Below are 12,727 nucleotides of genomic sequence, written 5' to 3'. Positions count from 1 at the left end.
CTCAGGACCACCCGGCTGATCAAGCACCGGAGTCCTTTACATGAGCGGACCAGCGCTGGTCCGCGTCGTGCCCCAGCTTTCTCCGCAGCGGTAGGGGCCGCGGTGGGGGCGTACCGGCCCGGTCGGCGGGTATCCGCGCCCGTCCAGCGACGAGAAGATTGGTGGTACGGAGTGGGGACGACGGAGATCCGGGTGCACGGCGTGGCCGAACCGGGCCCGGAGAGTCTCCCTGGCCGCCCGGTCGTTGACCGGGTGGCCGGTGACCGGGAGGCACCGCGCTGGAGCACGCCAGGGTCGAAGTGACTGCGCTGTCCGCCGGCTACGCGGAGGCGCTGGCTCCGCTGCGCCGCGGGCAGGCCGGCCACGATCCGGGCCGGGTCGCGACCGATGTGGCGGTGATGCTCCAGCGATAGCGCCCCGGCGCCGACCGCCGCGTCAAGCCCCGCGTATGCACAGGTCAAGCTCGGCGTGCTGTGCGCGCAGGTCGAAGCGACCGTGGTGGCCGACCACCTCGCCACCCTCACTTGCCGCCCCTTCGGAAGGGCCGAGGCTGGCGGTGGGTGAATTGTCCCGTATCCGCCTAACACTCCGATTCGGAAGCCGTGGTGTAACCACACCCAGAAGGGTAACCACCACCAAGCCCTGGGTTGGCCAGCGGCGGCGGCTCGTGTGGCCAGAGCGGAGGGGAAGCGTGCGGCTCGACGAGATCAATATCCTGCAGGGAAACGCCTTCGTTGTAAGCGACCGGCAGGGTGACATCAACCCGGCCGCCAACGTCCCGGACGGGCTGTTCTATCGCGACATGCGGCACTTATCGCGGTGGCAACTGCGCCTCAACGGCCACCAAATGGAGGCGCTGAGCGCGGACAACCTTGAGTACGACGAAGTTGTTTTCTTTCTGATCGAGCCGACCGGAACGATCTACCGGAACCCGTCGCTGTCGGTCACCCGCCGCCGTGCCGTGGCGACTGGCATGCAGGAGCGCATCACGGTCCACAACTTCGGCAACACGCCGGTCGCGTTCGAACTCACGATGATATTCGACGCCGACTTCGCCGACATCTTCGACGTCAAGGACCAGATGTCAAAGACCGGCCATCTGTACCGCCATCGGCGCGACGGCGGGATCACCTTGGGCTACAGCCGCGCCGACTTCTGCCGCGAAACCCACATCGACGCCCCCGGCGCCTTCGTTACCGAGGAGTCGCTCACCTTCCGACACGAGCTACCACCTGGACAAGAGTGGGCCACCGACATCCAGATCCGGGTTGGGGTCGAGGTGAACGTGGCGCTAGAGCGCCACCCCCACTGCCCGGACATGCCTTGCAGCATTCGAGAATGGCTGGATGAGTCACCCATCTTGGACACGGATTGGGACGACTTGCTGCACATCTACCACCGCAGTCTTCTCGACCTCGCCGCGTTGAGGTTCTACCCCTTCGCCGGAGATAAAGCCTCTCTGCCCGCCGCCGGGCTGCCCTGGTTCATGGCGGTGTTCGGCCGCGATAGCCTCCTAGTCAGCTATCAGATGCTGCCGTTCCACCCCGAACTGGCCCGTACGACCTTGCGGGCACTCGCCGAGCGGCAGGCGATCCATGAGGACGACCACCGCGATGCCGAACCGGGGAAGATCCTGCACGAACTGCGCAACGGGGAGCTCGCCCATTTCGGCGAGCGTCCGCAGTCCCCGTACTTCGGCGCCGCTGACACGACGCCGCTGTTCCTGATCGTCCTGGACGAGTACGAACGGTGGACCGGTGACACGCAGACCGTCCATGACCTCCAGCCTGCGGCCCGCGCGGCGTTGCGGTGGCTGGAGACGTACGGCGATCTCGACCACGACGGCTACATCGAATACCAGACTCGCAACCCGCGCAGCGGTCTCGTCAACCAATGCTGGAAGGACTCCTGGAACTCGGTGGTCCACCCCGACGGCAGCCTCGCCAAGCTTCCCCGGGCCACCTGCGAAATTCAGGGCTATGCCTACGACGCGCGCCGCCGCACGGCGCGGCTCGCGCGGGAGATTTGGCACGACCCCGACCTCGCCGAGCGTCTGGAACGCGACGCCGAGGAACTCTATCGCCGGTTCAACGCCGACTTTTGGCTACCCGACCTCGGCTATTACGCACTCGCGTTGGACGGGGACAAGAAGCCGGTGACCACGTTGACCTCTAACATCGGACACCTGCTGTGGAGCGGGATCGTGCCGCCCGAACGCGTTGACGCGCTCGCCGCGCTGCTCTGCGGGCCCCGGATGTTCACCGGATGGGGCGTGCGCACGCTCGCTGACGAGCAGCCAGCCTACAACCCCCTCGAATACCACAACGGCACCGTCTGGCCGCACGACACCGCGATCGCCGCAGCCGGGCTTGCCCGGTACGGACACCGCGACGAGGCCAACCAACTCGCGATGGGGCTGTTGCAGGCCGGCCATCATCTGCGCCATCGACTGCCCGAGGCGCTCGCAGGCTACCCACGAGAAAGCACCCTGGTGCCCGTGCTTTACCCCACCGCCTGCTCCCCGCAGGCATGGGCCGCCGGTGCGCCGATGATGCTGCTCCGCATGATGCTCGGCATCGATCCGGAGCCCGACACTCTGGCCGTGCGCCCACACCTACCTGAGGATCTCCGCCGCCTGGCACTGCATGGAGTGCGCTTCCGCGGCGCCCGGGTCGAGGCCCTCGCGGGCACCGCTGCACATGACCTAGATCGGTTGAAGCCGATACCGGGCGCCCGGGAGCTTCAGTGAAGAACACACCATTCGGTCGAGATCACCATTGGACGGCAGCGGCCGGACACTGTGCTGGGAGATCCTGCGCGACGACGACGGCGCTGCCCCGCAGATTGACCGATACCTCGTCCGCCATCGCCCACCTCCACAACACCGCGTCACCGGCTGCTACACGTCCCCGCCCGCCTCACCCGTTCCGCCCGACGACCCGTTCCCCGAGGAACCCGCCACTCGCCGGGTAGCCGCCATGCCCATATGCCGGACGAACCACAAGGAAAGATCAACCAGCGGGGTCGCCACCCTTGGTCACATTTAGTGAGCGTCCGGAAACTTGGGTTACCAGTCGCCGGTGCGGGCGAGTCGGCGTGACATTGTCAGATCATGGCGATGTAGATCATGGCCTCGTGGTGGTCGGGCTTGGTCTCATAGTCGCGTACGCAGCGGCGATGCTTGCTGATCCAGGCGAACGTTCTCTCTACCACCCACCGGCGGGGCGGGACAACGAAGCCTGGCTCGCTGCGTTTGACGATCTGGACGGTCAGGTGCAGGACGTTGCGGGCCCAGACGAGCATCCGTCCGGAGTATCCGGCATCGGCCCAGACCAGGGCGATGGTGGTGAAGCGTTCGCGGAGCCGGGCCAGCAGCCGGTGTACCGCGGGTCGCGGCCCTCGTAGACGCGCACCAGGTCACGTAGCGCGTCATGGATGGCCTGCCACACGCCGGCCTTGGCCCAGGCGCGGAGCCGGTCGTAGACGGTGGTCGGCGGCAGGAACCCGACCGGCAGTTGCCGCCGCGCGATCCCGCCCCGCACCAGGTAGAAGATCGCGGCATCTCCGATCGGAAGGTGTGCCCAAGTTCAGGGCAGAGGCCGAAGTAGTGCCGGAAGTTGTAGATCAGCGGGCGCCATGCGGTGGGGGCGACGTTGTCCGTACCGGGCACGACGATGGCGGGATCCGCGTGCACGCGGAGCACGTGCGCCTCGACGATCAGGAAATCGCCGTGTAGGTCGGGGTTGATCCGTACGGCCCGCGCCTCCAGTTGGAGCGGGCACTCCGCGACCCGCTGCGGTCGTACCAACTCGGCCGGCTCCGGACACAGCCCGGCGGCGGCGAACTTCGCCGGCTCGTACCGGAACGCGCCCCGCTTGTGATCTGGAACTGGGTCGCGGCCAGTGAGCGGAGCGAGGCGCTCCACCGCCGGCCACTGCTCCCCGCTCGGCAGGTTGATCACGAGGTCCGGCCGCTCGCGCAGGTTGCGGGCGGTCTGCCCCTCCGACCCGAGGCCGAGCACCACGACCTGGCCGAGCGGCCAGGCCGAGCGGCCAGGCCGACGACATGGGCGCGAGGTTGCTCGTCCCATCCTCATTTTCGGTGCTCAACAGCGCTACAGGCGTACCGAAGTAGAGAATCTTGGGCTCGATGGTCAAGTAATCGCTCGTCTGAACCATGCCGGGATGGTACGGGCGGGACGATTCGGTGCGCGGCGAACCGTTCCCGAGATGGTCCGCATTCAGTCCGCAAGAGACCCACGGACAGTGGGGGAGCGGTGAGAGATGGCGGAAGGTATTTCCGCTGCTAGACCACCAGGTGACTAGGTCGGCGGGGCAGAGCCAAAGCAAAGTCGGTTGATCATGGCCGGGATGCGTTGAGCAGGGCGGGGATGAGCATCTTGTCGGCGTGGTGGCGTTCCATGACCTGCTTGATCCTGGAGTATCCGGCAAGTCGGATCAGGGCGATCGTGAGGTCGCGTAGGGTGGCCATGGCGTGGGCGACGTTGCCGAGCCAGGCGTGATGGGTGTCCTCGCCGAACAGGACGTCCCGCACCCAGTGGATCTTGTTTTCGATCCACCAGTGGGTGCGTACGTGGGCGGCAATCTCGGCTGCTGTGCTGGTCAGGCTGGTGACGCCGTGGACGATCTGATTGCTGACCCACTGGCCGTCCGGGGCGTACACGTCGCGGCGGAGCCGGAAGACCATGGCCGCGCCGGGGAAGCCGATGTCCCTGGCGAATGTGACCCAGATGGTGCGGGTGATCCGGTGGCCGCTGCGGCGTTCGGTGTGGGCGCTGGTCGCCGCTGTCGCCGTCGGTAACCGGTCGGTGATCGCGGCCAGCAGCGCGGGCCTGTTGCCTTTCACGGTGAACACGTAGTCCGCGCCGCGTCCGCATAGGTAGGCGGCGGTGCCGCTGCTGGGATGCGCGGCATCCGCGGTGATCACCATGCCGGTGATGTCGATCGGGTCGAGCAGGGCTTCGATCTGGGTGACCTCGGTGGTGTCGGCCGGGACCTGGATCTGGGCGATGACCACTGCGGTGTCATGCCGCATCGCGGAGAACAACTGCACGTCGATGCCGGTGCCGCCGCCCGAGTGCCGGACGGTCTTGCCGTCCAGCGACAGACCGACCCCGGCGGGGCCGTCGAGCCGTTCGGCCAGCCAGGCGCAGACGAGGCGGTCCACCACCGATGCGTCGACCGCCTCGACCAGCCGGCGCAGCGTGTCCCGACCCGGCGCGATCCGGAACCCGAGCACCGGATGCCGGCGGGCACCCGCCGCGGCCAGCAACGGCTGCGACAACTCGGCCATCCGGTCGGCGGCCTGCCGGAAGTTCCGCGCTCCGCACAACAGCGCCAGCGTCACCCCGGTCAACACCGCCGCGAGCCGATGACGCACGCCCCGTGCCTTACGCGGATCGTTGACCTGCCCGAACATGGCCGCGAGCGCCGCCATCTGCCCGGTGTCGACCTCCCCACCCTCATCCGTGACGACACCGACGACAGCATGGGAGACTGACACGAGCGGCCTTTCTTTGCAGACGACGACTGGCGTGAAGAACCGTTATCGTCTACTCAGGAAGGCCGCGTCCGTTCAACCGCCCCTGGACCGACCCGCGAAACACCTGCCCCACCAGGCCAAACGAAGATCAACTAACTTTGCTTCGACTCTGGTCGGCGGGGCGGGCAATCTGATCTCGTAATGCGTAGGTCGCCGTGCCATCCACGTGCCAGTAGCCGGTACCCCGGACGGTCACCAGGGGGCACCAACGGTCACGTGCTTCCGTCGCTGACTGGCCACCTGGTCCTTGTCGGTCGTGATCTTCGTCCTTCCAAACCGAAGGTGTCCGTACGCTGCTTGGCGTGGCAGAGGACGAGGTGGTCTTGCGGCTCAGTCGCGACGAGGCGCTGGTTCTGTTCGAGTGGCTGTATCGCACCGACGAGATGACCAACGACTTCGCTGACCTGGTCGAGGACCAGGCGGAGCAACGGGCGCTGTGGAACCTCACCTGCCTACTGGAACGGGAGCTGGTCGAGCCGTTCTCGCCGCAGTACGCCGAGTTGGTCAAGCAGGCACGAGCCCGGTTGCGGGGTGAGGGTTCATGAACGGGCCGCGTGCCCGTTGGGACGTGAGTCGAGGGTCAACGGCGGTCACCGCCTGGACGTCGCCCCCGGCATGGCGGAACAGGTCAAACCAGGTCATGGCGATGAGACTTCCCGCCGTGTCCACACTGGGTCTGTTGCGTTGAGCGTCGGCAAGATCGAGGCAGACCTGAGCAGTAAGGCCGTCGACCCGACCTCCTGACCCGTGGCTGCCTCCGAGGTCGGCTTTCGCTGGCTTGGGGTTTCCGCGGGAGGTGATCGTGGTCGCGGTCCGCTGGTATCTGCGCTACGACCTGTCCTATCGGGACGTTGAGGAACTACTTGTCGAGCGCAGGGTCGAGGTCGATCACGTCACCGTCTACCGCTGGGTGCAGCGGTTCACGCCGCTGTTGGCCGACGCCGCGCGCTTCTGCCGGCACTCACCAGCCGACGGGTGGTTCGTTGATGAAACGTACGTCAAGGTGAAACGGTGTGTGGCGGTACGTGGACCGGGCGGTCGACCAGTACGGGCAGGTGATCCACGTGCTGGTCTCGGCTTGCCGCGACGCCGGCGCGGCCCGGCGATTCTTTCGACGAGCGCTGTCGACGCTGAAGGTGATACCCGGCGAGGTCGTCACCGACGCCGCGCCGGTCTACCCCAGCGTGCTCGACAAGCTGATCCCGTCCGCGTGGCACCACGTCGAACGGTACGCGAACAATCCAATCGAAGCCGATCACAGCCGGTTGAAACACCGTTTGAGACCGATGCGCGGGCCACGAACGGACAAGACCGCGCAGGTGATCATCGCCGGACACGCGTTCATGCAGAACCTGCGCCGCGGACACTACGAACTCGCCATAGACACCCCGCCCACTGTGCGGGTCGCTGCGGCGTTCACCGAGCTCGCCCAAGCGATCTGACCGCGGACCCGACACGGGTTTAACACGTCCGCCGATCCGATAACGCAACGGCGCCGCCCCGGCTGAAGCTGGACAGCGCGCGCGGCAGCAGCTCCCGCCGGCGGCGGCGAAGAACCCGATCCGCAGCAGTCCCTGCCGACCCTCGCCGTGAGCTGAAAAGCTCGTCCCGGGCGGCCGACATCAGGTCGGCGATCTGTTGGGCGTAGTCCGCGAGCCGCTGGCCTGCGACGGTGAGCCGTAGGCTGCGCGGCCCCCGGTCCACCAGCGCCACCCCCGCCTCCTGCTCCAGGGTGGCGAGCTGGTGGGAGACCGCGGACGGGCTCAGCCGCAGCTGCTCGGCGGCGGCGGCGGCGGCGACGATCGTGCCGTCCGAGCGATCTCCAGGATCACCTGCAGGCGTGCGTTGTTGAACTTCGGCGGACCCCCTTCCCTGCTCAAGGGCCCTGCGCGTGACCTTTTCCTGATCATGGACCGCGCACGGGGTCGGCTCAAGGTGGCAGCCCTGGCACAACCAGGCCCTCGATCAGAGTTTCCCTTCCGGGACGGGAATGCTGCGTTCCGGCCACCTAAGAGAGCCCGATGCGCCAGCCTGAAGGCATGGGTCCAGTCAGCCGCACCGGGACGACAAGGGCGACGAGGCCCGCCGTGGCCACCGCGGGGGACCCCTACGTGAACAACGCCCGCGTCCATGGTCTGGCCGGTGACGGGGCCACCAACGACCAACCGGCGCTGCAGCGGCTGGTCGATCAACTCGGCGCCGCCTACGCCGCCGACAGCCAGCCCCGCACCATTTACTGCCCGTCCGGGGTGTACTCGATCAGGGATCGCGGCACCGTGTGGCGAAGCGGTGTCTCACTGATCGGGGCGGGCGCCGCCGCCACCCGGTTCGCCCTGGCCAATCCGGGGGACCGCACCTCTCCCACGCCCCTGGCCTACTTCACGGTGCAGAAGCACGGCGCCAGCCGCGACAACCACATCGCCGACTGCACCTTCGCCCACTTCGAGATCGACGGCTCCGGGGTGCGCCTGCGCGAGTACGACGTGCTCGCCAAGGGCCTGGGCATCCAGTACGTGCTGCGGGGCCGCTTCCACGACCTGTACATTCACGACATCCCGGCCACCGGTTTCGGCTGCGACTTCCTGCAGGACACGTTCGTGGACAACCTGCTGATCGAGCACTGCGGGCGGCTGGAGAACGGCCAGTGGATGGGCGGCGCCGGCATCGGGATCGGCGTCGGCGGCTGGGGGCCGGTCGAGCGATGCACCGTGGCCTCCTGCACCACCATCCGCAACGGCACCAACGGCATCTTCTTTGAACTGCAGGGCAGAGATTGGATACCGCCGCGCGGGATCGGAGTGATCGGCTGCCACTCGGAAGGCAACCGGTTCGGCATCTCCGACTGGGGCACCGACGGGCTCGTCGTCTCCGGCTGCACCATGATCGGCAACCATCAGGCCGGCTACGACGTCTCCTCGCTGGGCACGACCGGGGTTGCGGGGCGGGGCGGTATCGTGACCGGCTGCGTTATCGAAGACAACGTCTGGGACGGCTTCGCGATCGGCAACACCCCCGGCCCGTACACCATCGAAGGCAACCGCGTCAGCCGCAACGGCCGCTACGGCTACTGGCAGCACAACCTGGCCGGCGGCCCCCAGGTACCCGCCGCCGACATGATCATCCAGGACAACCAGTTCTGGGACAACGCCCTCGAGGGCATCCTCGCCGACTCCTCATTGTCCGACCCGTCCATTGTCGGAAACCTCATCCGCAACAACGGCCGACGCGTCGCACCCGCCTCGTCCGGCGGCGGCAACACCGTCTCCTGCACCGAACGGTCGCTGACCGATACCGCGGCGAACTGGACACCAGACGGACACCGGGGCAAATGGATCACCGCCGACGGGCAGAAGGTCATCGTGATGGGCAACAGCGCGATGAAGCTCGTGCTCGCGCCGCGCCGCCCCGGCGCCCTGACCGCCTGGCCGGACCGCACGCCGCCGCCCGGAGCGCGGTACGAGATATCCGCCTCCCCGGCGACCAGGGCCGGCATCACCCTGGCGGCCGCCACGTACCGCCCCACCATCCACAACAACCGGGTCTGGGACAGCCAGCTCAACCAGACCCAGACCCACGGCCTACAGATCACCGACACCGGAACCTGCGAATCAGGGTGGGTCCACGACAACCGGTGGGAAGGCAACGCCGTCGCGGCCACGCACTTTGAGAGCGCGCCGTCTGGCGGTTGCTGGTACCACAACCTCGGCCTCCATGAATGCCCTGGCAGGCACCCCTGATGTTCACGCCGCCGTAGGGGGCCCTGGCGAACACCCTGACCCTGGCGATCAGTCCCGGCGGTCCTCCTCCGGGACCGGAACCTCCTGGTGCTGTTCGAGGGCGTCGGCCTGATTGGCGCCGGGGGGCAGCGATCTGGGCATCTCGCGCTGATCGTCCGGAACCAGCACACCCTGCTTCGCAAGATCCGCGTCGGACGCCTCCGGTACGGCGTCCTCGACCGTGTCCGGGAGGCCCACCTCGGTCTCGTCCTGCTGCTGCTCCAGCGCGTCGGCTTCCGGCGGCTGACGGAGCGGATCAGCCTCCTCGTCCCAGTTGGCGGTCATCACGGCCTCCTGACCGGTACACGTCTCGGTTCCCTGCGCGAAGCCCCTGCCTACCCACCTCGGACGGGGTAGGCACGCTGGGACGGGGAGCGCCATCAGCGGCCGGTGAACGTCGCCTTACCCGGTCCGTCCGTGAGGAAGGAGCGCACTGCGCTACGGAGGTCCTCGGTCCGGTACAGCTCGGCGGCGATCTGCGTGATGTGCCGGTTCGCCTCGGGCACGCCGCCCCGCTCGAAGTGGGCGAGCACCTGCTTCATGGCGCGGCGTGGGCGCGGGTCGGACCGGCGGCGAGCTGGGCGGCGAACGCCCGCGGCCGCGTCAAAACCGTCGTCGGGAAGCACCGGGTTCACCACGTTCCACCGTTCGAGCGCGGCGGCCGAGTAGCGCTCGCCGGTCATCACGAACTCCTTCGCCCGGCCCCCACGCCTGCCCGCGCGGCGAGCCGCTGGGTGCCGCCCATGGTGGAGGTCAGCCCGACCACCTTCTCCACCAGGCCAAAGCTAGCGCGGTGCTCCGACCGACTGCTCTGCCGTACCTACGGCTGCGCGAAGGGCCAGGCGCAGATGATGCCTGCTGGCGGTGGCCGTCCTCGGGCAGCACCTGCGCCCGATGCTGATCTCCTGGCGCGGCTGACCGAGTACGCCTCCAGCCCCACCCCGTTCTGGCTGGTCAAGCTGATGGACCTCGGCATCGTCGTTCCGGCCGCCGTCGCCACCGGCGTCGGTCTGCTCCGGCACGCCCCCTGGGCGGATGATGTACGCGCTGCTCACCGGCTACACCTGCCTCGCCGTCTCGCTGGCGGCGATGGCGGTCGTGATGATCGTCAACGGTGACCCGGAGGCGTCGGTGGGCCTGGCGGTCGGGTTCGGGCTTTTCGCCCTGGTTTTCGTCACGCTCGCCGCCGCGCTCTACCGTCCCCTGTTGCATCAGGGGGTCAGCGAGCCGCTCCAACGCTGAGGGGCCAAGTGCGACGCTGCCTCCAAGTCGTGGTCTCATCGGTGGCGTTCGTGTCAGCCAGCGGCGCGTGCCGCGCTGATCGGAGAGCGCCTGCGTTGCCATGCCGCCGCCAGCATCACCACGCCGGCCACGATCGCGTAGGCGCCGATCACCTGCGCTATGACTACCGCTCCGACGTCGGGGCGGAACAGGATGAGCAGCCCGGCCAGCACCGACACGACGCCGACCACCGCGAGCAGCCGCGCGGCACGCCAGCGGACCGACGCCCAGATGTCCAGTACGCCGTTGACGATCGCCCAGATGCCGATCACGATGGCCAGCGCGAACGCGGTGATCGCGGGCCACAGCAACGTCACCAGGGCGATCGCCACGCCGAGCAGACCGGTCAGCAGGAACAGTCCCCGAACTGTGCCAGGTTGGCCGAGTCTGAACCCCGCCGCCAGGTGCACCGCTCCACTGACCAGCACGTACGCGCCGAACAGCACCGCGAGGGCGAGCGCCGTCACGGCTGGCCACAGCAGGGCCAGCAGGCCGAACACGATCGCGGCCACTCCCCGCAGGGCCAGTACCCAGACTCCGTTTCGCATCGCGTCACTCCTCGATGGGCCAGCCCCCCTGCCCTCTCGGGCTTGCCCACTCAACGTCGAACCGTGGTCGGACGCCGGCGGTAACTGGCGCCGCTAAGGCGTGTTTCATAACGAGGTCAGAGCCACTCGGTGATGATGGTGATGGTCAGGACGGCTTGGAACCGGACGGCCAATTTGTCGTAGCGGGTGGCGACGCCGCGGTGGCGTTTGAGCCTGTTGATGCCGTTCTCGACGGCGTGGCGTAGCCGGTAGAGCTGCGGGTCGAACGCCGGTGGGCGCCCGCCGCGGGAGCCTTTGGCTTTGCGGTGGGCGTCCTGGTCCTTCTTGCTCGGGATGCAAGCCCGGATTCCCCGAGCGCGCAGGTATCTGCGGTTGGCGCGGCTGGTGTAGGCCTTGTCGGCCAGCACCAGCACCGGCCGGGTCCTTGCCCGGCCGACACCGAGACGGTTCACGCGGATGCGGCGCAGGACAGGGATGAACTGCGGGCTGTCCCCTCGATGCCCGGCGGTGACGATCAAGGACAAGACTTTCTGACCCTGCTCACAGGCCAGATGCGTCTTGGTCGTCAGCCCTCCACGGGAGCGGCCCAGCCCGTGATCGGCCGGCTCGTCATGAACCCCACCGGGTGGTTCCTTCTGCAGATGGCCGTCGGTGCGGGCACCTGCGGCGTGCTGGTGAGCGCGACTGGTCATCGAGTCCACGCTGACCGTCCAGTCGATCCGTCCCCGGGCGTCGCCCTGGACCTGCAACGCTGACAAGATCCTGTCCCAGGTTCCATCGCGCTGCCAGCGACGGAACAGTCCGTAGATCGTCGGCCAGGGCGCGTACTCCGCTGGCACGTCGCGCCACGGCGCACCGATCCGGATCCGCCACCGGATCCCATCGATGAGCTGCCGTTTCTCCCACTTCGGCGGCCGGCCTGTAGACGACGCGGCAGGCAGCAACGGGGCCAGGACAGCCCACTGCGCGTCAGTCAGGTCATGCCGCCTCGTCACCGCTAAGGTGGCCACGAGGTCTCCGGTGCATGGTGCTTCTTGGTCGTTGTACCAAGTACCGGAGACCTCTTCAGTTATCGATCACCGCCACGCCGTGACTTCAACCGGCCAACCCGAGTTACGAAACACGCCTTAGGTCGGCCGGGCCGATCCGGGCCAGCAGTTTCTTGGTCGCGCGGACGATGAGCGCCGTGCCATCCTGCCGGTCAACGCCGGGCGGGCGCCGCCGGAGGGGTCGGGTGGCTGGCGGCGGCTGGCCACCGTCGAACCCGTCGGGTCGCACCCGCCGGGCATGGCTAACAGAGCCGATGAGTGGGTGCCTGAGGCGGTAGGTTCCAGAGGCTCCAGCGCCGGTCAGGCTGTGGCAGGCGACGGCGGATGCCTGGCGCCGGCCAGTCCCAGGCGGGAACCTGTATCGAAGTCGGCGTTGGCGCCTGAGCTGGCGTGACGGTCTCGGCGCGCGTCGGAGATCGAAAACGGATGGGGTCTCCGGTAGAGGGTTTAACGACCAAGAAAAACCGGAGACCACCGGAGACCTCGTGGACACCTCGCGGTGACAAGGCGG

11 protein-coding genes and 3 pseudogenes are annotated in these 12,727 nt (G+C 67.9%); 5 read left to right on the top strand and 9 right to left on the bottom strand.

Features of this window, described 5'->3' with window-relative positions:
- Window positions 1-691 precede the first annotated feature (691 nt).
- Entirely contained in the window at window positions 692-2,749 is a 2,058-nt protein-coding gene (locus Vgi01_RS29895; protein ID WP_203224629.1) for an amylo-alpha-1,6-glucosidase, read from the top strand.
- A gap of 356 nt (window positions 2,750-3,105) precedes the next feature.
- Here Vgi01_RS29895 and Vgi01_RS31590 read toward each other — a convergent pair.
- The 4 genes and pseudogenes from Vgi01_RS31590 to Vgi01_RS29875 all read right to left on the bottom strand — a co-directional run.
- Window positions 3,106-3,381, bottom strand: a pseudogene (locus Vgi01_RS31590) (transposase); the annotation flags it as partial.
- On the bottom strand, window positions 3,270-3,542 hold the full coding sequence (locus Vgi01_RS31585; RefSeq protein WP_203224631.1) for a transposase: 273 nt from the start codon (window positions 3,540-3,542) through the stop codon (window positions 3,270-3,272). The gene Vgi01_RS31585 and the pseudogene Vgi01_RS31590, both read right to left, overlap by 112 nt.
- Before the next feature lie 5 nt (window positions 3,543-3,547).
- Window positions 3,548-4,178 (bottom strand): annotated as a pseudogene (locus Vgi01_RS29880) (flavin reductase family protein); the annotation flags it as partial.
- A gap of 181 nt (window positions 4,179-4,359) precedes the next feature.
- A complete protein-coding gene (locus tag Vgi01_RS29875; protein WP_204293296.1) occupies window positions 4,360-5,523 on the bottom strand; it encodes an ISAs1 family transposase in 1,164 nt (387 codons plus the stop codon).
- Window positions 5,524-5,864: 341 nt separating this feature from the next.
- Between Vgi01_RS29875 and Vgi01_RS29870 the strand changes: the two genes are divergently transcribed.
- Entirely contained in the window at window positions 5,865-6,107 is a 243-nt protein-coding gene (locus Vgi01_RS29870; RefSeq protein WP_203224633.1) for a hypothetical protein, read from the top strand.
- A 206-nt stretch (window positions 6,108-6,313) separates the two neighbouring features.
- Window positions 6,314-7,004, top strand: a pseudogene (locus Vgi01_RS29865) (IS6 family transposase).
- Window positions 7,005-7,023: 19 nt separating this feature from the next.
- Here the strand turns inward: Vgi01_RS29865 and Vgi01_RS31580 are convergent.
- Window positions 7,024-7,515, bottom strand: coding sequence for a LysR family transcriptional regulator (locus Vgi01_RS31580; protein ID WP_204293295.1), 492 nt, complete (start codon window positions 7,513-7,515; stop codon window positions 7,024-7,026).
- Between the two features lie 86 nt (window positions 7,516-7,601).
- Between Vgi01_RS31580 and Vgi01_RS29855 the strand changes: the two genes are divergently transcribed.
- The gene (locus Vgi01_RS29855; protein WP_373307071.1) at window positions 7,602-9,299 is read left to right on the top strand and encodes a right-handed parallel beta-helix repeat-containing protein; all 1,698 of its coding nucleotides are present in this window, start codon (window positions 7,602-7,604) and stop codon (window positions 9,297-9,299) included.
- Window positions 9,300-9,347: 48 nt separating this feature from the next.
- Here Vgi01_RS29855 and Vgi01_RS29850 read toward each other — a convergent pair whose 3' ends face one another.
- Window positions 9,348-9,623: a hypothetical protein gene (locus Vgi01_RS29850; RefSeq protein ID WP_204293293.1), complete on the bottom strand. Its 276-nt coding sequence runs from the start codon at window positions 9,621-9,623 to the stop codon at window positions 9,348-9,350.
- 95 nt (window positions 9,624-9,718) lie between these two features.
- A complete protein-coding gene (locus Vgi01_RS29845; protein ID WP_203224635.1) occupies window positions 9,719-10,021 on the bottom strand; it encodes a Clp protease/crotonase-like domain-containing protein in 303 nt (100 codons plus the stop codon).
- 352 nt (window positions 10,022-10,373) lie between these two features.
- Between Vgi01_RS29845 and Vgi01_RS29840 the strand changes: the two genes are divergently transcribed.
- Window positions 10,374-10,580, top strand: coding sequence for a hypothetical protein (locus tag Vgi01_RS29840; RefSeq protein ID WP_203224636.1), 207 nt, complete (start codon window positions 10,374-10,376; stop codon window positions 10,578-10,580).
- Between the two features lie 53 nt (window positions 10,581-10,633).
- On the opposite strand, the gene Vgi01_RS29835 is transcribed toward Vgi01_RS29840, so the two are convergent.
- Entirely contained in the window at window positions 10,634-11,167 is a 534-nt protein-coding gene (locus Vgi01_RS29835) for an HdeD family acid-resistance protein (RefSeq protein WP_203224637.1), read from the bottom strand.
- Window positions 11,168-11,283: 116 nt separating this feature from the next.
- On the bottom strand, window positions 11,284-12,162 hold the full coding sequence (locus Vgi01_RS29830) for an IS5 family transposase (protein WP_373307072.1): 879 nt from the start codon (window positions 12,160-12,162) through the stop codon (window positions 11,284-11,286).
- Window positions 12,163-12,727 lie beyond the last annotated feature (565 nt).

Origin of the sequence: Micromonospora gifhornensis, assembly GCF_016863515.1 — a bacterium.
GTDB lineage: Bacteria > Actinomycetota > Actinomycetes > Mycobacteriales > Micromonosporaceae > Micromonospora > Micromonospora gifhornensis.
The sequence above is the reverse complement of the archived record's forward strand: the minus strand, read 5'-3'. Positions and strand labels throughout refer to the sequence as shown.

Excerpts from the sequence above, each read along its gene's own strand:
- Vgi01_RS29840 (WP_203224636.1), top strand. The coding sequence starts at position 10,374 with ATGATGTACGCGCTGCTCACCGGCTACACCTGCCTCGCCGTCTCGCTG.
- Vgi01_RS29845 (WP_203224635.1), bottom strand. The coding sequence starts at position 10,021 with ATGACCGGCGAGCGCTACTCGGCCGCCGCGCTCGAACGGTGGAACGTG.
- Vgi01_RS29850 (WP_204293293.1), bottom strand. The coding sequence starts at position 9,623 with ATGACCGCCAACTGGGACGAGGAGGCTGATCCGCTCCGTCAGCCGCCG.
- Vgi01_RS29835 (WP_203224637.1), bottom strand. The coding sequence starts at position 11,167 with ATGCGAAACGGAGTCTGGGTACTGGCCCTGCGGGGAGTGGCCGCGATC.
- Vgi01_RS29855 (WP_373307071.1), top strand. The coding sequence starts at position 7,602 with ATGGGTCCAGTCAGCCGCACCGGGACGACAAGGGCGACGAGGCCCGCC.